General features: G+C 48.2%; 21 protein-coding genes. 10 read left to right on the top strand and 11 right to left on the bottom strand.

Annotation, left to right across the window (positions count from 1 at the left end; genetic code table 11):
• Positions 1–72 precede the first annotated feature (72 nt).
• The 9 genes from HMPREF2711_RS05110 to HMPREF2711_RS05070 all read right to left on the bottom strand — a co-directional run bounded on the left by HMPREF2711_RS05110 (position 73) and on the right by HMPREF2711_RS05070 (position 9,078).
• Positions 73–267: a hypothetical protein gene (locus tag HMPREF2711_RS05110; RefSeq protein ID WP_003747785.1), complete on the bottom strand. Its 195-nt coding sequence runs from the start codon at positions 265–267 to the stop codon at positions 73–75.
• 27 nt (positions 268–294) lie between these two features.
• Entirely contained in the window at positions 295–2,352 is a 2,058-nt protein-coding gene (metG, locus tag HMPREF2711_RS05105) for a methionine--tRNA ligase (protein ID WP_003747786.1), read from the bottom strand.
• A gap of 128 nt (positions 2,353–2,480) precedes the next feature.
• Positions 2,481–3,803 (bottom strand): Tle-like phospholipase domain-containing protein, encoded by a 1,323-nt coding sequence (locus HMPREF2711_RS05100; protein ID WP_003747789.1) that lies wholly within the window; start codon positions 3,801–3,803, stop codon positions 2,481–2,483.
• Positions 3,800–4,519, bottom strand: a complete 720-nt coding sequence (locus HMPREF2711_RS05095; protein WP_003747791.1) for a hypothetical protein — start codon at positions 4,517–4,519, stop codon at positions 3,800–3,802. Before HMPREF2711_RS05095 ends, HMPREF2711_RS05100 begins: the two co-directional genes overlap by 4 nt.
• Positions 4,520–4,585: 66 nt before the next feature.
• Positions 4,586–5,065, bottom strand: coding sequence for a hypothetical protein (locus tag HMPREF2711_RS05090; RefSeq protein ID WP_036493921.1), 480 nt, complete (start codon positions 5,063–5,065; stop codon positions 4,586–4,588).
• Between the two features lie 263 nt (positions 5,066–5,328).
• A complete protein-coding gene (murA, locus tag HMPREF2711_RS05085; RefSeq protein ID WP_003747808.1) occupies positions 5,329–6,582 on the bottom strand; it encodes a UDP-N-acetylglucosamine 1-carboxyvinyltransferase in 1,254 nt (417 codons plus the stop codon).
• A gap of 196 nt (positions 6,583–6,778) precedes the next feature.
• Positions 6,779–7,696 carry a permease-like cell division protein FtsX gene (gene ftsX / locus HMPREF2711_RS05080; protein WP_003747810.1) on the bottom strand — a complete coding sequence of 306 codons (918 nt, stop codon included), beginning with the start codon at positions 7,694–7,696 and terminating at the stop codon, positions 6,779–6,781.
• A complete protein-coding gene (gene ftsE, locus HMPREF2711_RS05075) occupies positions 7,693–8,343 on the bottom strand; it encodes a cell division ATP-binding protein FtsE (RefSeq protein WP_003747812.1) in 651 nt (216 codons plus the stop codon). Before ftsE ends, ftsX begins: the two co-directional genes overlap by 4 nt.
• A gap of 252 nt (positions 8,344–8,595) precedes the next feature.
• Positions 8,596–9,078 (bottom strand): TlpA disulfide reductase family protein, encoded by a 483-nt coding sequence (locus tag HMPREF2711_RS05070; protein ID WP_003747814.1) that lies wholly within the window; start codon positions 9,076–9,078, stop codon positions 8,596–8,598.
• Between the two features lie 169 nt (positions 9,079–9,247).
• On the opposite strand from HMPREF2711_RS05070, the gene arsC reads away from it, so the two are divergent.
• Positions 9,248–9,607 (top strand): arsenate reductase (glutaredoxin), encoded by a 360-nt coding sequence (arsC, locus tag HMPREF2711_RS05065; RefSeq protein ID WP_070615713.1) that lies wholly within the window; start codon positions 9,248–9,250, stop codon positions 9,605–9,607.
• 25 nt (positions 9,608–9,632) lie between these two features.
• Positions 9,633–10,289: a YdcF family protein gene (locus HMPREF2711_RS05060; RefSeq protein WP_003747817.1), complete on the top strand. Its 657-nt coding sequence runs from the start codon at positions 9,633–9,635 to the stop codon at positions 10,287–10,289.
• 69 nt (positions 10,290–10,358) lie between these two features.
• On the opposite strand, the gene HMPREF2711_RS05055 is transcribed toward HMPREF2711_RS05060, so the two are convergent.
• Entirely contained in the window at positions 10,359–10,616 is a 258-nt protein-coding gene (locus HMPREF2711_RS05055) for a hypothetical protein (protein WP_003747818.1), read from the bottom strand.
• Positions 10,617–10,733: 117 nt separating this feature from the next.
• On the bottom strand, positions 10,734–11,828 hold the full coding sequence (locus tag HMPREF2711_RS05050; RefSeq protein ID WP_003747819.1) for an ABC transporter substrate-binding protein: 1,095 nt from the start codon (positions 11,826–11,828) through the stop codon (positions 10,734–10,736).
• 159 nt (positions 11,829–11,987) lie between these two features.
• Between HMPREF2711_RS05050 and gltX the strand changes: the two genes are divergently transcribed.
• The 8 genes from gltX to HMPREF2711_RS05010 all read left to right on the top strand — a co-directional run bounded on the left by gltX (position 11,988) and on the right by HMPREF2711_RS05010 (position 19,409).
• Positions 11,988–13,382, top strand: coding sequence for a glutamate--tRNA ligase (gene gltX / locus HMPREF2711_RS05045; RefSeq protein ID WP_003747820.1), 1,395 nt, complete (start codon positions 11,988–11,990; stop codon positions 13,380–13,382).
• A 105-nt stretch (positions 13,383–13,487) separates the two neighbouring features.
• Complete coding sequence (locus tag HMPREF2711_RS11270) at positions 13,488–13,919, top strand: hypothetical protein (RefSeq protein ID WP_231288100.1); 432 nt, start codon at positions 13,488–13,490, stop codon at positions 13,917–13,919.
• On the top strand, positions 13,912–14,862 hold the full coding sequence (locus tag HMPREF2711_RS05035) for a hypothetical protein (RefSeq protein ID WP_003747822.1): 951 nt from the start codon (positions 13,912–13,914) through the stop codon (positions 14,860–14,862). The genes HMPREF2711_RS11270 and HMPREF2711_RS05035 overlap by 8 nt, the downstream gene beginning before the upstream one ends.
• A 276-nt stretch (positions 14,863–15,138) precedes the next feature.
• Entirely contained in the window at positions 15,139–15,477 is a 339-nt protein-coding gene (locus tag HMPREF2711_RS05030) for a hypothetical protein (protein ID WP_004519158.1), read from the top strand.
• Between the two features lie 59 nt (positions 15,478–15,536).
• Positions 15,537–15,872 carry a zinc ribbon domain-containing protein YjdM gene (locus HMPREF2711_RS05025; protein ID WP_003747824.1) on the top strand — a complete coding sequence of 112 codons (336 nt, stop codon included), beginning with the start codon at positions 15,537–15,539 and terminating at the stop codon, positions 15,870–15,872.
• A 216-nt stretch (positions 15,873–16,088) separates the two neighbouring features.
• Positions 16,089–18,398 carry a DNA helicase RecQ gene (gene recQ / locus HMPREF2711_RS05020; RefSeq protein ID WP_003747830.1) on the top strand — a complete coding sequence of 770 codons (2,310 nt, stop codon included), beginning with the start codon at positions 16,089–16,091 and terminating at the stop codon, positions 18,396–18,398.
• 223 nt (positions 18,399–18,621) lie between these two features.
• Positions 18,622–19,071 (top strand): HvfX family Cu-binding RiPP maturation protein, encoded by a 450-nt coding sequence (locus HMPREF2711_RS05015; protein ID WP_003747831.1) that lies wholly within the window; start codon positions 18,622–18,624, stop codon positions 19,069–19,071.
• A gap of 98 nt (positions 19,072–19,169) precedes the next feature.
• Positions 19,170–19,409 carry a hypothetical protein gene (locus HMPREF2711_RS05010; RefSeq protein ID WP_070615710.1) on the top strand — a complete coding sequence of 80 codons (240 nt, stop codon included), beginning with the start codon at positions 19,170–19,172 and terminating at the stop codon, positions 19,407–19,409.
• The last annotated feature ends 62 nt before the right edge of the window (positions 19,410–19,471 follow it).

Genomic DNA, 19,471 nt, shown 5'->3' with positions numbered 1-19,471 from the left:
GGCCGTCTGAAATTTTCAGACGGCCTTTTGTTGAAGTATAACCAAATTTACCTTTCAACCAGTATCGGTACCTTAGCGGGAAAGAGACGGTGCTTTTCGTGGCGGATTGATCATGAGAAGCACGGCTTCTTCAATTTGTTTGTCCTCCCGATCATGGAGCTCTACCGGAAACTTCAGACGCAATACTGTAATAATAGCGCCAACCGATAAGCCTGCATCATTAAGCAACTCAATTTCTTTAAGTACCGGTGCGGAAAGGTTTAACATGGTTTCTCCTTATGGTTTGGCTAAGGCTTAGCCCACTTTATCCCCGGGCTGCGCGCCGACATCGACATCGAGGAGCTTCAGTTTGCCCTCGGCGGTGGCGGCACTCAAAATCATGCCTTCGGATACGCCGAATTTTGCCATTTTGCGCGGGGCGAAGTTGGCGACGGCGATGACCATGCGGCCGTTCAATTCGGCGGGGTTGGGATAAGACGCGGCGATGCCGGAGAAGATGATGCGTTTTTCAAAACCGAAATCGAGGTCGAATTTTAAGAGTTTGGTGCTGCCTTCGACGGCTTCGCAGTTCAATACTTTGGCGACGCGCATGTCGATTTTCATGAAATCGTCGAAGCTCGCTTGTTCGGCGACTTTTTCGTATTTGCTCTCTTCGGCGGCAGGCGCGGCTGTGGCGGTGATGCTTTGTTTGTTGGCTTCGATTAAATCGTCCACTTGTTTTTGCTCCACTCGTTGCATTAAATGTTCGTACTTGTTGATGGCGTGTTCGCCTAAGGTTTCGCGTGTATTTGCCCAAGTGATGGCTTCCAAATTTAGGAATTTGGCGGCGTTTTCGGCCACTTTCGGCAATACGGGGGCGAGGTAGGCGGTCAACATGGTAAAGGCGTTGATGAGCTCGCTGCATACTTCGTGCAGGCGTTCGTCTTGGCCTTCTTGTTTGGCCAGTTCCCAAGGTTTGTTGGCATCAACGTATTCGTTGACAATGTCTGCCAAGGCCATGATGTCGCGCAGGGCTTTGGCGTATTCACGGCTTTCGTAGCATTCAGCAATGGCTTCGCTTTGCGCAGTCAGTTTTGCCAGCAATTCGCTGTCGGCAACGTCTTTCAGACGGCCTTCAAAGCGTTTGGCGATGAAACCTGATGCGCGGGCGGCGATGTTGACGTATTTGCCGACGAGGTCGCTGTTGACGCGGCTGATAAAGTCCTGCAGGTTCAAATCGATGTCTTCGATTTTGCTGTTGAGTTTGGCGGCAATGTAGTAGCGCATCCACTCGGGGTTCAGGCCTTGTTCCAGATAGGATTTGGCGGTGATGAAGGTGCCGCGCGATTTGGACATTTTTTGCCCGTCCACGGTCAGGAAGCCGTGTGCGTACACGCCGGTCGGGGCGCGGTGGCCGGAGAAATGCAGCATGGCGGGCCAGAACAGGGCGTGGAAATAGAGGATGTCTTTGCCGATGAAGTGGTACATCTCGGTTTGACTGTCGGCTTTGAAGTATTCGTCGAAATCGATGCCGATGCGGTCGCACAGGTTTTTAAACGACGCCATGTAGCCGACGGGCGCGTCCAGCCAGACGTAGAAGTATTTGCCCGGCGCGTCGGGGATTTCAAAACCGAAATACGGCGCGTCGCGGGAAATGTCCCAGTCGGACAGGGTGGTTTCTTCGCCTTCGCCCAGCCATTCTTTCATTTTGTTGAGGGCTTCGGCTTGCAGATGGGGCTTGCCGTCGTGCGGGTTGTTGCCGGAAGTCCAGGCTTTGAGGAAGTCGGCGCATTCGCCCAGTTTGAAAAAGAAGTGTTCGGATTCGCGCAATTCGGGTTTGGCACCGGAAACGGCAGAATACGGGTTGATCAGTTCGGTCGGGGAATAGGTCGTGCCGCAGACTTCGCAGTTGTCGCCGTATTGGTCTTGGGCGTGGCATTTGGGGCATTCGCCTTTGACGAAGCGGTCGGGCAGGAACATTTGTTTTTCGGGGTCAAAAAGCTGCTTGATGACGCGGCTCTCAATCTTGCCGTTGGCTTTCAGCGCGCGGTAAATTTGTTCGGAAAACTGTTTGTTTTCAGGAGAATGGGTGCTGTAATAATTGTCGTAGCCGATGAAAAAACCGGTAAAGTCGGCGAGGTGCTCTTCGCGCACTTTGGCAATCATGTCTTCGGGCGCGATACCTTGTTTTTGCGCGGCAAGCATTACAGGCGTGCCGTGGGTGTCATCGGCGCAGCAGTAGTAGCATTCGTGGCCGCGCAGTTTTTGGAAGCGTACCCAAACATCGGTTTGGATGTGTTCGACCATGTGGCCGAGGTGGATGCTGCCGTTGGCATAGGGCAGCGCGGAGGTAACGAGGATTTTGCGTGTCATGGTTTATGCTTGGGAAAACAATGGATAAAGATGTTGGGAATTATACCGCAAAACAATACGCAAAGGCCGTCTGAAACCCGATTGCCGGTGTTTCAGACGGCCTTTTGAGACGTTATAGAAAGGTTTTGTTACACGATACTCATTCCACGCGATTGAGATTGCACTAATTGTTTCTGTTGCTCTTCATATTCAGAGAGTTGTGCCGTTTGCTGGATTTGATTAAAACTCTTTTCCACGGGAATAGATGCAGATAGTCCTATATCCATAGAAGCAAGATTTAATGTAGGATTTCGGTTCCCGATTAGATACTGGTCGTTTTTTACACTAAATAAAGTAAGATCAGTTATATTTTTTGACTGAGCCAAGGCGGTAAGTGCCATAGCGGAATTTTGTAGTTTTCCCTCATCAATAGACAGGTTGTTTGTCTTATGATAAGTCGTTAGGTGTGCCATTGCAGTATTGAAGAGTTTTTGGGTTTCGGGCGAAATGTTTTGTAGTTTTGTAGCATTTATTTGCGGATCTAAAAAGGCGTATTGAGGACGATCCTGTTGTTCATATGGATTTGAATACTGGGGTTGGTTTTCTGCAATAAATTTATCAGCCCAGTTAATATATTTTTCAAATGCTTGTGGTGATTGACGAATTTTTTCTTTTACTAGATTATTAAATCTGCTTAGCATAGCCATATTTTTTTCAGCCAGTTGATGAGCTGGAGAATGTGGAGATAAAACAGATAATCCCTTTTCAGGGGTAAAATTGTTTATAGCATGAGATGAGTAAAGATTCCACTTGTTAGCCAAAAAGTTGTCATCCGAAGTATCTTGTGTGGCAAAACCACCTTTACGCAGATTATCTACTTCGTTTTTTGTAGTATACAAAATACTTCTGCCTAAATGATTGCTTGCAGATGAGACATAGTCTCCACCCATGCGGTGATTGATGATTAATCTGTCTGCTAAAGGGTTAATTGGGAGAGCTTCTTTCAAGCCTGCTGCTCCAAAGGCATTGAAAGTTTCGGTACGGTGGCTATAACGATTACCACATAGCTGGGCAAGTGCTCCTCCTAGTGAATGGCCGGTTTGGTAGATTGTTGCTCCGTTATGTTTTGCCATTGCATTTGCTACTTCAGTTAACGCTCTAGCATCGTTGTACTGAGGATTGGTATGGCTTTTAACCATACGCATATCGGCTTCTCGGTCTTGGCGTGTTTCAAACTCCGTACCTCTGTGGACGACTACTAACTCGTTGGTGTCTAAGCGACGGTAAATGGCACCAAAATAACCATTTTTGGGATTGTCGCTGATTCTTTCAACAGCATATTTAATACCGTTTAAAGTTATTTCTTTATTTTTTTCGTTATCAAAAACCAGTTTTTTTTCGCCGTTTTCATCTTTCTTCCCATAAATGTGATCAGACAGCAGGGCAAAATCCTGACTATTCAATGCTCTCATTTTTCAACCTTTCTTAATGTTAATTCAACTGTAAAAAGAGAATCCGGTTTATAATCCGCCACATTTTTATGCCAACTTTCAATACCTCTATCAGAATATCCGCTATCAATTGAACCATTACCTTGAAATTCGGTTGCTATGGGATAAAGGTTTTTTTCATAATGATTGGTTACTTTTAATTCAGGATTTTCCTCAGTCAGTTTTTTTAAATCTTCCGAATCAATACGGACAATCAAAGCTGTTTCTCGCTTATCTTTTCCTGTCGGTTCCATTACTATGGCAGCACTTAAAAACTGCCATTTACATACGCCTTCCCCATAGTAATCTTCATCTAAAGGAGTATCCGAATAAAAGTCTGTAGCATATGTATTATTATCAATTTTAGTCATCTCCAGTTTTTTTCGGTATTGAGGCCACGTTGTCGCACCTACCCAACGATTGGTTACATATTTGCAGTTTTCCGATTGGTAAAGTTCATCTCCCGTCACAATCTGGAAAGCTAGAGGCGCATCTTTAATTTTAACCACTGCTTGATAATGTTCTTTACGGTTTGGGTTAATTTTGACATCCTTTGGAGGAGCATCTCCTTTTGGCAGTTTATAGGTAGGGAATTCCGATTCTTTAAATCCGTATTCCTCGTACATGTTTTTCTCCTTGTTGCAGGCAGTTAATGATAAAGCGGCACAGAGACCGAATAGTAAGATAAAAGGTTTCATAAGAGTTCCTTCTACAATAAGACTTTGAATCTTGATTCAAAGTATACAGGAATATTTGTTGTTACTTTATTCTTTTGTATTTTCTTTCAAATTTTGATAAATACGCTGTTTTAGAAACTCTGCAATGGTTGTCAATAAAAATGCTGTAAACCATAAATACAATCCTAATCCGTAAGTTGGTTTTTCATGCCCTCCCGCTTCATTCACAATTACTTCGTTTAAGGTAAATGTAAGTAGTGCCACAACCCATAATAAACCATGCAAAGTAAAGATAAGTTTTTTTGCTTGAGGTCGGATAAGAGATATGAATATTAAAATGAACCAAATATAATTTGCATAAACAGCAAAATATCCAATGTGGCCTAAACCAGGTCCAAATATTGTTCCAATAATGAGAACAAAAAATCCCTCATATTGTCCTTCTTTTCCGAAAGTAAATACATTTTGAAATAAGGAACAAATCCAAATGAAAATGGCAATAAAGAAACATAGTTTATGGCCATAATGGGTTATCCGTTTCTTTGTCGTGTGCGATGAACTGTTCATAATGAATATTGATTATATGGAAGATTAGCAGTGAATAATCATTAGGTTTACTACTGCTTTAATGATTATTTTTGTATCAATCAGATTAATTTTGAGAAGATGGGACGGTAGGTTTTCTGAGTGGTTACTAATCAAAAAATCCTATTTCTTATCTTGTTACCTGCTTTTTATTTCACAAGTAGATAGGCCGTCTGAAAACAAGCATAGCGAGTTTGCTAGATTTTGTTTTCAGACGGCCTTTTATTTATCGGCTGCGTATGGAATCAACCGCGTACGCGTTCGATTTTTGCGCCTACGCCGCCGAGTTTTTTCTCGATGTATTCATAGCCGCGGTCGAGGTGGTAGATGCGTTCGACGATGGTTTCGCCTTCTGCGACCAAGCCTGCCATGACGAGGCTGGCGGAGGCGCGCAGGTCGGTTGCCATCACGACGGCGCCGGAGAGTTTTTCCACGCCTTTGATGTAGGCGGTGTTGCCTTCGGTGGTGATGTCTGCGCCCATGCGGTTGAGTTCGGGAACGTGCATGAAGCGGTTTTCAAAAATGGTTTCCACCACGCGGCTGCTGCCTTCGGCAATGGCGTTCATGGCCATAAACTGCGCCTGCATGTCGGTTGGGAAGCCTGGGTGGACGACGGTGCGGATGTCCACGGCTTTGGGGCGTTGTTGCATGTCGATGGAAATCCAGTTGTCGCCTGCTTCGATGATGGCGCCGGCTTCGGTCAGTTTGTTTAGCACGACTTCCATGGTTTTGGGGGCGGCATTGCGCAGGACGACTTTGCCGCCGGTCATGGCGACGGCGCAGAGGAAGGTACCGGCTTCAATGCGGTCGGGAACGACGCTGTGTTCGCAGCCGTGCAGCTCTTTTACGCCTTCGATGGTCATGGTTGCTGTACCGATGCCGCTGATTTTTGCGCCCATTTTGACGAGGCATTCGGCCAAATCGACAACTTCGGGCTCGATGGCGCAGTTTTCGAGGATGGTGGTGCCTTCGGCAAGCGTGGCCGCCATCAGCAGGTTTTCGGTACCGCCTACGGTCACGACGTCCATGGTGACGCGCGTGCCTTTCAGACGGCCTTTGGCTTTGACGTAACCGTGTTCGATGGTGATTTCCGCCCCCATGGTTTCTAGGCCTTTGAGGTGTTGGTCAACCGGGCGCGAACCGATGGCGCAGCCGCCGGGCAGGCTAACTTGGGCTTCGCCGAAGCGGGCGAGGGTCGGGCCCAAAACCAAGATGGATGCGCGCATGGTTTTCACCAGCTCGTAAGGTGCGCAGGTGTTGTTGACGGTGCCGCCGTTGATTTCAAATTCGGAGATGTTGTCGGTCAAAACGCGTGCGCCCATGCCTTGCAGCAGTTTTTGGGTGGTTTTGACGTCGGCGAGCATGGGTACGTTTTTCAGGCGTAAAGTGCCGGAAGTCAGCAGGCCGGCACACATCAGCGGCAGGGCGGCGTTTTTTGCGCCGGATACGGTGATTTCGCCGTTGAGGGGGCCGTTGGCAGAGATTTTGAGTTTGTCCACAGGATGTCTTTCGTTATTTGTCTGCACGGTTTATGCCGCACAAATGAAATGAGATGGATCATAAACCATCAATTATAAGGGATTATGCCCTTGCTGTTAGATTTGGCAGTATTAAATTTTCACAAGGTTTGTTTACGTTGCGAAAGGATAAGATTTCAGGCCGTCTGAATGGTTCAGACGGCCTGTTTGCCAAGGCTTATTTTTTGGCTTTGAAGCCTAAGAGGTGTTGCGTGGTGGCCAGCCATGCGCCGAATACGCCCAGCGCGATGACGAAGCCGAATACCAGCGACACTTCGCTAAATGTGAAGAAACGCCAGCCGATGTTCAGACCGTAGGGTTTGAATATCGCGTCCACCAGCGGCCGTACTTCGGCCAAAAGCCAAGCCGACAAGCCCAGGCTGACGGCGGCGGAGAAAATACTCTGCCACATTGCCTGATAAAGGAAAGGGCGGCGGATGAAGGAAGCGGGTGCACCCAATAGCTTGGTGATTTCCAGCTCTTCCTTGCGGCTGAGGATTTGCAGGCGGATGGTGTTGTGTGCCACCAAGACAAAGGCCATGCCCAATGTCAGCGAGAGGAACCACAAAATCTTGCGGATAAATTCGTTAATACGATAAAGGGTTTGTACCCATTCCGTATCCATGGTTGCAGATTCGACGCGCGGTAGCTTGGTAATGTCTTTATAGATAGCCTGCATCTGGTCCGGCGAAGTGGCAGGGTCGGGCGTAACGATAAAGACGTCGGGTAACGGGTTGCCATCGAGCATGGAAACAAGGTTTTGGTCGAGATTGGTCTGCAATTCTTCCAAACCTTCCTGCTTGCTGATAAAGCGGACTTTATCGATACGGCTGTCGCGTTGGAGCAGGTTTTTCACCGTATCGGCATCAGAACTTGCCGCATCGGTGTCCATATAAACCGTAATCTGCGGCGACTCGTTGAGTTTGCCCAACACGCTTTGACCGCTTTGGATGCCTAAATACATAAACAGCGGCAAGGTCATGGCAACGGCAAGCATGAGCAGGGTCAGCAACGTGCCGATGGGTTGGCGCAGAAGCTCTTTGAGTGCGGCGCGCGCCGATTCGACGTGTAACGAGATGTAATGAATCATACTCATGCGAGGCGTCCTTTCTGCAGGCGCAAGACGCGGTGGCCGTAATCCGCCATCAGCGTTTCATCGTGCGCCGCAACGATCACGGTCGTGCCTGCTTCATGGAAGGTTTTAAACAACTCCATGATATCCAGCGCATAGGCGCGGTCGAGGCTGGCGGACGGCTCGTCGGCAATCAGCAGGCTGGGTTGGTGAACCACTGCGCGCGCGATGCACAAGCGCTGTTGTTCGCCGCCGGACAAAGTGATGGGCATATCGTTTTCGCGGCCTTTCAAGCCGACTTTCTCAATGGCAATACGCGCACGCTCTTCCGCTTTGCGCGGCTGGTAGCCGCTAATCCGCAAAGGCAGGATAACGTTTTGCAAGACATTGCGGTCGTAGAGGATTTTGTGGTCTTGGAAGACAATGCCGATATGTTGGCGCATAAAGCCGATTTGATTGTCGCTCAAGGTGCCGAGGTCTTGATTGTTGAACCAAACCTTGCCTTTGGTAGGCTTGGTAATGCCTGAAATCAGCTTCAAAATGGTGGATTTGCCCGAGCCCGAATGGCCGGCGATAAAAATCATCTCACCTTTTTTAATCTGGAAACTGACATTTTTCAGGGCTTCGAAACCGCCGGGATAGGTTTTGGAAACTTGTTCGAAACGGATCATGGGTTTTCCTGAAAATAGGGATTCAGACGGCCGGCGTCATCGATAGGGCAACATGCCGTCTGAAAAAATGGGGATATTCACAGATTATAAATATTTCGGCTGCTTTTTGATAGTGAAACCCCGGTTCTGCCTGTGGATACACTGTCGGTTTGCAACACAAAGCAATATGGTTTGAAATAAAGGCCGTCTGAACGGTTGGATTTCAGACGGCCTCGGTATCAGCAGAGTAGGTTAAGCACCCTATCCGCTGTTTTATTTACATTTGGTTTTGGCCAAATTCACGGCGGCGGTCAGGCTTTTTTCGTTGACTTCGCCGGTGATGGTTTGTTTGTAGCCGCATTTCGGCGCTTCGACGACAGTGAAGGGCAATACGCCGACGTTGTTGCCGTGGGCTTTCATGAAGTTGCGGCTGTTGGCACCGGTGTAACGCCAAATCGGGTAGCTGACCGGTGTTTGTTTCAGGAACTTGCCGATGTTGTCGGTCGTATCCAGCGCGATGCCGACCATATCGACGCTGCCTTTTTTCTGCGCTTTGTACCATGCGGACATGGCGGGCATTTCTTTACGGCAGGGGCCGCACCAGGTTGCCCAAAGGTTGACCACGCGCACGGGGGCTTTGAGCGATTCCAGGCTTTGCGGTTTGTTGTCCTGCCAACCTGCCGTTTCGTCGGCGGCAAAGGCCGGCGCAGCGGTAAAAACGGCGGCGGACAAGAGAAGGGCGGTTAAGGCTTTCATGGTTGTATCCTTGAGGTTGCCAATCGAAATTGGGTTTATTGTAAAACGGTTTGGTGGGTATGCCTACCGATTCATATCAAGATATCAGGTAAAAAGTTTGAGTAAAAATCAGTTGCAGACGATAATAACCGCCATCATTGAATGATTTTGCAATAATACGGAGACTTTCATGCCGTCTGAATTCACACTTTATCACAACCCGCGTTGCAGCAAATCGCGTGCCGCGCTGGCTTTACTCGAAGAAAAAGGCGTTGCCGCCGACGTGGTCAAATATCTAGATACAGCGCCTGATTTGGCGACTTTGCAGGATATGTTTGCCAAACTCGGTATCGAATCGGTGCGCGGCATGATGCGCACGAAAGACGATTTGTACAAAGAATTGGGTTTGGACAATCCCGATTTGGACAATGTCGCCCTGCTTCAGGCAATCGCCGAACACCCCGCCCTGCTCGAGCGTCCCGTTTTGGTAACGCCTACGCGCTCAGCCATCGGCCGTCCGTTGGAAAACATTGCCGCCCTACTCGGCTGACGGGGTTGGATAAGGCCGTCTGAAGATGATTTCCCTGCTTAAAAGCCGCAATGGCCTGCGATATTACCTGTTTCGCGGCCTTGCTTTGAGCGTTTTGCTGGTGTGCGGTATTTTTTTGAGCGGCACATGGCAGATTTACCGGACAGGTTTGCAAACCTTGCCGAAGGACGTTCATGCCGATGCGGCGGTGGTGTTGGGTGCGGCGGCGTGGGACAAACGCCCGTCGCCGGTATTCCGTGAGCGCATCAACCACGCCATCACGCTCTACCAAAGCCATCGGGTCGGCAAAATCATTTTCACCGGCGGCACACCTAAAAAAGGATTTATGACCGAAGCCGAAGTGGGGCGCCGATACGCACTCAAGCAGGGCATACCGGCGCACAATATTCTGTTTGAAAATACTTCGCGCAACACTTACGAAAACCTGCGCAATATCGTTCCCATCATGCACGCCAACGGAGTCGGCAGCATTATCGTTGTCAGCGACCCGTATCATTTGGCGCGCGCCGAAGAAATGGCCGCCGATTTGGGCTTGTCAGACGCGCAGTTCTCCGCTACCCCGACTACACGCTTTGACGAGCGCAGCAAGAAAGCCAAGTTCCTGATACAGGAGAGCTATTCTTTGTTTCTCTACCGTATCGGCAAATGGAGTGATGCGGTTTGGAATTGGATAAGCAGTTGAGCCTTGGGCAAGCCATACAAAAGGCCGTCTGAAGCCTTTTAGGTTTCAGACGGCCTTTTGTATTCTTACTTATTGATATTGATTTGCAGCTATACTGCCAAAAATGACTACGGCCAGCACCAGATAAATTGCCATTACGATGGCAAACAGAATCAAGGCAGCCTTGAAATAATTGGCTTTATTCGGATTGGTGTTTGAGCTGAATGCCCATACAAAAATCATAACTAGATTGACCATCGGAATCATCAAAATCAAGTTTGTTATCAACCATTCTTTGACGCTTACAATCGGAGCCTGTTGATGGCCGATTTGGTTTTGTCCGTTCATACGTACCCAGTAATTTTGTTGAAAGAACAGTAATTATACTCATTAAATCTTTATCGGCATAGCATGTTCAGGCCGTCTGAATCTTCAGACGGCCTGAGCCTATGATTTTTGCAGCCGCTATTTCAATCGGATGTAAAACGTACCGTCCGGCACGACGGGCAGGTATTTGCGGTAGAAGTCCAGATAGGTCTTGTTTGGGTCTATGTCGGCAAACTGCTGCGGATACAGGGTTTTGGCGATAAATTGCGCGCTGGCCAAATCGGTGAGCGAGCGGGAGGCGGTGTGGTAGATGCCGTAAACGCGTTTGTTTTTGACGGCAGGAATGTCTGCCCAGCCTTTGCGTTTGACAAATCCGGCCAGGCGGCGTTGCGCATCGGCCTGGCTGATGCCTATGCCCATCGCCATAATGCCAGGCTTGTCTTTATGGCCGTTTTCCGTCCCCGAAATGACGATGACGTCGGGTTTGGCCGTCAGGAATTTTTCAGGGTTTATCGGTCCCCAGTTTTTAACGTAAGGCGCGGCGATATTGTTGCCGCCTACTGTGTCGGCAATCGCGCCCCACATATCTTTGCCGAAGGTGTAGCTGTATTCGGACGGGCCTTTGTCGCCGAACTCGATATAGATTTTCGGTTTGGACTGCTTGGCGCGCGCGACGCGTTTTTGGATGTCGGCAATGCCTCGGGCGTATTCGGCGGCAATTTTTTGGGCGCGCGCCTGCGTACCGTTGAGTTCGCCGAAAATTTCCGCACTGCGCGTGTGCCGCGCGACGGTTTCGGCGTTGAAATCGACCACGACGACGGGTATGCCTGCCGCTTCAATGCGCGGCAGGTGGGTGGCGACGGCCTTATACTGCCAGTCGGCCAGAATCAATACGTCCGGCTTGAGCGCGAGCGTTTTCTCCAGTGAAAACGTGCCGGTGTTGATGTTGCCGATGTCCGCAATGTTTTGCAGCGTAGGCAGCTTCTGTTTGAACATCGCCCAGCTGCCGGGATTGAATTTCTCCCAAAACTCACGCGAAATGCCGATGACGTTTTTAAATTTGTCCGCGCCCGTTACCGCGATATAGTCGGGATAGTAAAACGCCAAAACCGCGCGTTTGACCGGGACATCGACTTTGACTTCGCGTCCCAATACGTCTTTGATAGTTTTGATTTCGGCTTGGGCAAAAAGGGGCAGGAGGGCGAGGGAGGCAAATAAAGCGCGTTTGTTCATGAGCGGATACTTTCAAAGAAATGATTATCATTTGTCTTGTTTTCAGGAGAAAAGTTCCCAGACGGTCCTTCTGCGCCGACATTATTTTCAGACGGCCTTACATTGTTTAAACCTTGCCGAAAAAGTAAAATAACCGTTTTAAAAGATTTTGGAGCCATCATGACCGTCAAAACCCGTTTCGCCCCCAGCCCCACCGGCTACCTGCACATCGGCGGCGTACGCACCGCCCTGTTCTCATGGGCGTTTGCCCGCCATCATAAAGGCGAATTCTTATTGCGTATCGAAGACACCGACTTGGCGCGCTCTACCGCCGAATCCGTCAACATCATCCTCGACGGCATGAAATGGGTCGGCCTGGACTACGACAACGCCGACAACGTCGTGTACCAAACCCGCCGTTTCGACCGCTATAAAGAAGTCATCGCCGAACTTTTAGAAAAAGGCCATGCCTACTACTGCTATTGCAGCAAAGAAGAGCTGGAAGCCATGCGCGAGAAAGCCGAAAAAGAAGGCACGGCGACTTACGACCGCCGCTGGCGTCCGGAAGAAGGCAAAACCCTGCCCGAAATCCCTGCCGACATGCAACCCGTTGTCCGCTTCAAAACGCCTTTGGACGGTGTGACCAAATGGACGGACTTGGTCAAAGGCGAAATCTCTATCCCCAATGAAGCACTTGACGACCTGATTATCGCCCGCGCCGACGGCACGCCGACCTACAACTTCTGCGTTGTGGTGGACGACTACGACATGGGTGTTACCCACGTTATCCGCGGTGACGACCATGTGAACAATACCCCGAAACAAATCAACATATTAAAAGCCATCGGCGCTACCCTGCCTGAATACGGCCACCTGCCGATGATTCTTAACGAACAAGGCAAAAAAATCTCCAAACGCAGCGGCGATACCGTTGCCATCACCGATTTTGGCGCAATGGGTATCCTGCCCGAAGCCATGCTCAACTATCTGGCACGCTTGGGCTGGGCGCACGGCGACGACGAGTTCTTTACGATGGAACAATTCATCGAATGGTTTGATTTGAAAGACGTTTCCCCATCTCCAAGCCGCATGGACTTGAAGAAACTCTACTGGATTAACGGCGAACACATCAAAATCACACCTAACGACAAACTGGTCGAAATGGTGAAACCGCGCCTCGCCCTGCGCGATATCCATGAAACAAGCAAGCCTGCTTTGGAAGATGTGTTGGCATTGGTCAAAGACCGCGCCCAAGACCTGAACACGCTTGCCGACGAGTGCCTCTACTTCTACGTCAAACAAACCCCTGCCGAAGCGGACGTGCAGAAACATTGGGACGACGAAGCCGCCGCCCGTATGCTGCGCTTTGCCGAACGCCTCGAGGGTTTGGAAGACTGGAACGCCGAAGCCATCCACGACCTTTTCAAACCTTTCTGTGACGAAGAAGGCATCAAAATGGGCAAACTCGGTATGCCTTTGCGCCTCGCTGTCTGCGGTACGGCAAAAACCCCAAGCGTTGATGCCGTATTGGCATTAATCGGCAAAGAAGAAGTGTTGAAACGGATCCGTTCGTAAGGCATGAATGATAAAAGGCCGTCTGAAAATTTTTCAGACGGCCTTTTGGGTTGTTCAGATTTAGTCTTCAGACTATAATCATTACGTCTTTATAAGGGTATGATTATGAAAAAAATTTCTTTTAAAGTTATTCTAGTACTCATATTTATATTAATAGTGTTTATTTGTCTATTTTTTAGATTTTTTAATGGAAATAATAACTTATTTCCATTAATTCAAGGAAAAAATAGTATCCCTTTAATCGAGATTTTTAATGGGTATGATGAAGTTTGTATTCAAGAACCTTATGTATTGGAAACTGATTTTGAAAATAAATTAGGACAAGATTTATTTTTTTACAAGATGGTAGAAGATAAAACAATATTTTGGGGTAAAAAAAATGGAAAATTTGAGAAGGTTTATTACATTGAATCATGGCCTATGAACAAACAACCCGAAGTTTGTTATCCCATAAATAAAAATATTTGTTTACAGGCAGAAATATCAAATAATTCAAGTTTTTCTAACTTTAATTTAGGGAAGTGTGAAAATGAGTGACTACTATTATAGCCCTAGTACTTTTGTGTCGTATGCAGTAAAAAAGGCTAATGAATATGGTGGCTTTGCAGGCGAAGATGATAAAAGACCACATAATAATAGTTATGATGCATATAGACATGCTCTTTTAAGTGCAGTTATTACTCAAAATATTCAAAAAGTAGCTGAAAGTACATTAATATCTGGTTCTGGTATCGTTTACCCTGTATTTCAGGATCAATTTCATGAATTATCTAAGGCAATAGGACGTGATCGAGCTAAAGCAATACTTGATGATCATGAAGATATTTCTAATAAGCCTGCTAACATGAGTATGGAAGATTGGCGAAAAGAAGTTAACATGGATAAATGGAATAATGCCGTTGGACAAAAGGAATATTTCAAATGGGAGCAAGCAAAAATCAAAGGAGAAACTAAAGATCCATTGGAAAAATGGATCTATGATGCAGTAAAAAGAGGAGAGACGATAAATAATTTGAAAGATAATCGCGTTTTTACTGAGGAAATGAAATTATCATTTAAAAATGAGAAAGAACAGCTACTACAATATTCACAGTCCTTTTTTGTATCTAAACTACAATCTCTTGCCCCAGAAACCCAAAATCTTTTCAATGCAGTAAAAGGACATCTAACCGAATACCATGAGAAAAATGGGATACCGATTGAGGAAGCAAAACTGCAAAACTCTGCAATGGCTCTTACTGCGTTGGGTTATTCCAAAAAAATGACAGATGTCACGCTGTTTAATGTAAAAGACGGACAGTATCTGATTGGTGAGCGTAATCCCATATTGAATCGAGTATCTATGGATATGCAGACAGCAGCCTATATTCCGATAGAAGAAAGCCTTGCAAAGGTTCAGGAAGCGACGCAGCGTTTTGAGTATGAAGAACAGCAAAGACAGTATGCGCAGTCACAAGCACAGGGGATAAGTCGTTCTTAAAACGTAATTAAAGGGAAGGCTGTCTGAAATGTTTCAGACGGCCTTTTATAATAAAACCAGAAAATAATGGAATAAGGCGGAGAATATGAGAAAATAATAGCCACCTGCCTGTCACAACTGCCGATTGAATTAATTTTTATCATCAGCCTGAATGTCCGGATTGGATAAAATAAACCATCAAGAACAAAGACCAATAAGCCTATTATGTAAACTTGGCGGCTGAAAAATCGGCTCTGCGCTTTACTTTACAAATCAAACAACTTTAAAGGAAAACCCATGAAAAAAACCTTACTTGCCCTGATGATGTTATCTGCCGCCGCGGCGTATGCCGGTGAGGCGGAAGACCGTTTGCTGTCCGTCCAATCGGTTTACCGCGCCGCTTTGCATGAGCAAAACAGCAACGACAGCAAAATCATTTCCCTGCAAAGCGATTTGGAAAGCGCGCAGCGCCGTTTGCAGGCTGCGCAATCCGATATTGACCGTTTGAAAGGCGAAATTCAGACGGCCTTGGCTCAGAAAGAGCAGCAAAATGCCAAGCTGCAACAAGCCGGCCAGATGTTGGATGCGGCGTGGAATGCCGTTTACGGCGTAGGCGGCAGCAAGGCGAATCAATAATTTAGACATTGTATTATTTGCGTTTTACGCTTCTTTTATCATATTTATAAGGAAACCTCATGTCTCTACCTCCCTGCCCGAAATGCCACTCCGAATACACTTACGAAGACGGTGCCCAATACGTTTGCCCTGAGTGCGCCCATGAGTGGAACGAGGCCGATGCTGCGGCTGCAAGCGATGATGTATTGGAAGTCAAAGATGCCAACGGCGCAGTATTGCAAGATGGCGATACGGTTGTCTTAATTAAAGATTTGAAAGTCAAAGGCAGCTCTATGGTCATCAAGCAAGGTACCAAAGTCAAAGGCATCCGCCTGCAAGAGGGCGACCACAATATCGGTTGTAAAATCGATGGCAGCGCGATGAACTTGAAATCTGAGTTCGTCAAAAAAGCCTAAAGATTTTATTTTTGAAAGGCCGTCTGAAATCCGAAGAGTAGGATTCAGACGGCCTTCATACATTTCATTTAAAATAAAACAAATCTTTATTTAAAATCAAACAAGTTTAATAGAGTTGAATTTCAGGCCGTCTGAAAAAGCGGCGGCAAAATGTTCCGCACATATGCGGGTGCAAAACCGTTAAAATAACGCTTTCCCCTATTCTACGGAACCATTATGCCTCAGCCGACCGCCAAACAGATTTTGCACGAAGTATTCGGTTATCCCGAATTTCGTGGCAAGCAGGAGGCTATCGTCAATGCTTTGGCCGGCGGCGAGAGTTTGATGGTGCTGATGCCGACGGGCGGGGGTAAGTCTTTGTGTTACCAGATTCCGGCGCTGATGCGCGAAGGCGTGGCGGTTGTCGTATCGCCGCTGATTGCGCTGATGAACGACCAAGTGGCCAGCCTGCATGTGGCCGGGATTGAAGCGGCGGCAGTCAACAGCAGCACATCGGCGGATGAGGCGCGTGAGATTGCCGACAAGCTTGCCCAAGGCCGTCTGAAACTGCTTTATGTCGCACCGGAACGCTTGGTTACCGACCGCTTTTTGCGTTTTCTCGACCAACAAACCGTCAGTCTGTTTGCCATTGATGAGGCGCATTGCGTCAGCCAATGGGGACACGATTTCCGCCCCGAATATCAACAGCTCGGCATGCTTGCCGAACGCTATCCGAACGTCCCGCGCATCGCCCTGACCGCTACCGCCGATGCGGCCACGCGCGCCGACATCAAGCATTATCTGCACTTGGACAATGCGCCCGAATTTATTTCCAGCTTTGACCGCCCGAATATTTATTATCAGGTTATCGAAAAAAATAATGGCAAAAAACAATTGCTGGATTTCATCCGCAAGCAGATGCATGGGCAAAGCGGCATTGTGTATTGCTTAAGCCGCAAAAAAGTCGAGGATGTGGCGCAGTTTTTGTGTGAAAACGGCTTGGAGGCGATTCCGTATCATGCCGGTTTGAGCATGGACGTACGCGAGGAAAACCAACGCCGCTTTACGCATGAAGACAATATTATTGTGGTGGCGACCGTGGCGTTCGGCATGGGCATAGACAAACCCGACGTGCGCTTTGTCGCCCATCTCGATATGCCCCAGAGTGTCGAACATTTCTATCAGGAATCGGGGCGCGCCGGCCGGGACGGGCTGCCTGCCGTGAGCTGGCTGTGTTACGGCTTGAACGATTGGGTGTTGCTGCGCGAACGGATTGCAGAAGGCAACAGCGACGAAGTGCAAAAGCAAATCGAAATGCAAAAACTCGATGCCATGCTTTCCGTCTGCGAAACCGCAGCCTGCCGCCGCGTACTGCTGCTCAAACATTTCGGAGAAGAATCCGAACCCTGCGGCCATTGCGACAACTGCCTGCATCCGCCCGTGCGGTTTGACGGCACGGTGTTGGTGCAAAAATTACTCAGCTGCGTGTACCGCGCCGGACAACGTTTTGCCGCCGGTTACATCACCAACCTTTTGCGCGGCAAAAGCGACGATTGGATACAGCGCAACGGCCATGACAAATTATCCACATTCGGCATCGGTAGCGAACAGACCGACAAGGAATGGCGCAGTGTCATCCGCCAGTGCATCAGCTTGGGCTATCTCACTGTTAACGTCGAGCAGCATCAAGCCCTGCAGCTGACCGAAGCGGCAAAAAAAGTCCTCAAGGGTGAAACCGAAGTCATGCTGCGCCCCCTGCGCCGCGAAAAAACGGCCACCCAAAAGCCGAAAGACGATTGGTTGCGTACCGAGCGCGAAGAGCGTTTGTGGCAGGCATTGCGCCAATGGCGGCAACAACGCGCCCGGGCGGAGGAAGTGCCGGCCTATGTGGTTTGCGGCGACAAAACCCTGCGCGATATTGTCGAAAAAATGCCCCGAAGTTTGGAAGATTTGCATCAAATCTACGGCTTGGGCGAGGCGAAAATCAATAAATTCGGTTTGGAGATACTCGACGTTTGCGAAACGGCTGAAGCCGGTACAGTTTCCACAGACAGTACACAAGTTATCCACAGTTTGGGCGAGCGCGAACAGGCCTTAAAACAGGCTTTGGAAACTTGGCGCGAGCAGCAGGCAAGTGCCGATCAAGTCACGCTGGGTACGGTATTCTCCAACGAAAGCATGGACGACTTACTGACCAATACGCCTGCCGAACCCATCGATCTTTTAGGCGTGTATAAACTCGGCGAAAAACGCATCGAACAATACGGTGAGGGCATTTTAAACATCTGCCGCCCGTTTTCAGACGGCCTGAGCGAAGAGGACAAACGCAAACGCCGCTTGATGCGCCGTCTGCTTCAGTGGAACATCGACACTGCCCGCCATGAAGGGCTCGAAGCTTATCAGATATGCAGCAAAGTTACCCTGCGCGCGATTGCCGCCCGACGGCCGCAAGATTTGGCGGAGCTGGCGGAAATCCACGGCATGAATGAGGAAAAAACCGACAAATACGGCGCGGAGATTGTCGAATTGTGCAAACAAGCAGATTAATTCAGCGCAATGATCATCAAAGGCCGTCTGAAACCCAATCAAACATGGCGTTTCAGACGGCCTTTTTGAATTTTTAATCTTTATAAAACAATGAATAAGAAAATATCTTCATTTGTTTTGTCAGTTTTTTAAAGCTGCCGCGTCTAAACAGGCATGAAAGATGGGATGGTGCCGATGGATTTTTCGTCCCAGCCCATTCGACACACATCGATTAGGAAAATAAATGAACACCTCATCCAATCCCTCTTGGCAGGCCGCTTTCGGCTTGTTGGCACTCAGGCTTTTTGCCGCGTATGAATTTCTTGAGTCCGGCCTGGAAAAATGGAACGGGGAAAACTGGTTTGCAGAAATAAACAGTCAATTTCCCTTTCCGTTCAATTTGTTGTCGGATACGGTCAACTGGAATTTGGCGATGTGGGCGGAACTGGTTTTGCCTGCGCTGCTTATTGTCGGCTTGGCAACGCGGCTGTCCGCGCTGGGATTGATGGTCGTAACGGCTGTCGCATGGTCTGCGGTACATGCCGGCTTGGGTTACAATGTGTGCGACAACGGTTATAAAATGGCACTGATTTATTTGGTGGTTTTATTTCCTGTCCTGTTACAGGGCGCAGGCCGTCTGTCTTTGGATGCACTGCTGAAGAAACGCTGTTGCCGCATCAAGCATTTTCTTTAAGGATTATCTTTAAGGATTAATGGTCGCGGGCCGACTTTAAATGCCCGATATTATCCCTTGATTTGTTTTAAAACCCATATTTTAAAAAGGAAGTTGAAATGAAAAAAAATGTAGCTGCTGCTCTGGCCGGTGCACTGTCCCTGTCTTTGGCTGCCGGTGTTGTTGCCGCTGATAAAGCTGCCAGCGACGTGGCCGTTGAGAAAACTGTTAAAGCTGCCGAAGGTACTTGCGGCGCAGCCATGAAAAAAGCACACGCCAAAAAAGGCAAAGCATCTAAAGCCAAAGCTGCCAAAGTAGTAGAAGGCAAATGCGGCGAAGGTAAATGCGGTTCTAAATAATCCTGCAACATACCTTTAACAAAGTCGCATTTTACAAACGAAAATGCGACTTTGTCGTTCAT

The organism is Neisseria sp. HMSC070A01, assembly GCF_001810165.1.
GTDB lineage: Bacteria > Pseudomonadota > Gammaproteobacteria > Burkholderiales > Neisseriaceae > Neisseria.
This window is presented reverse-complemented; position numbering and strand designations above follow the sequence as displayed.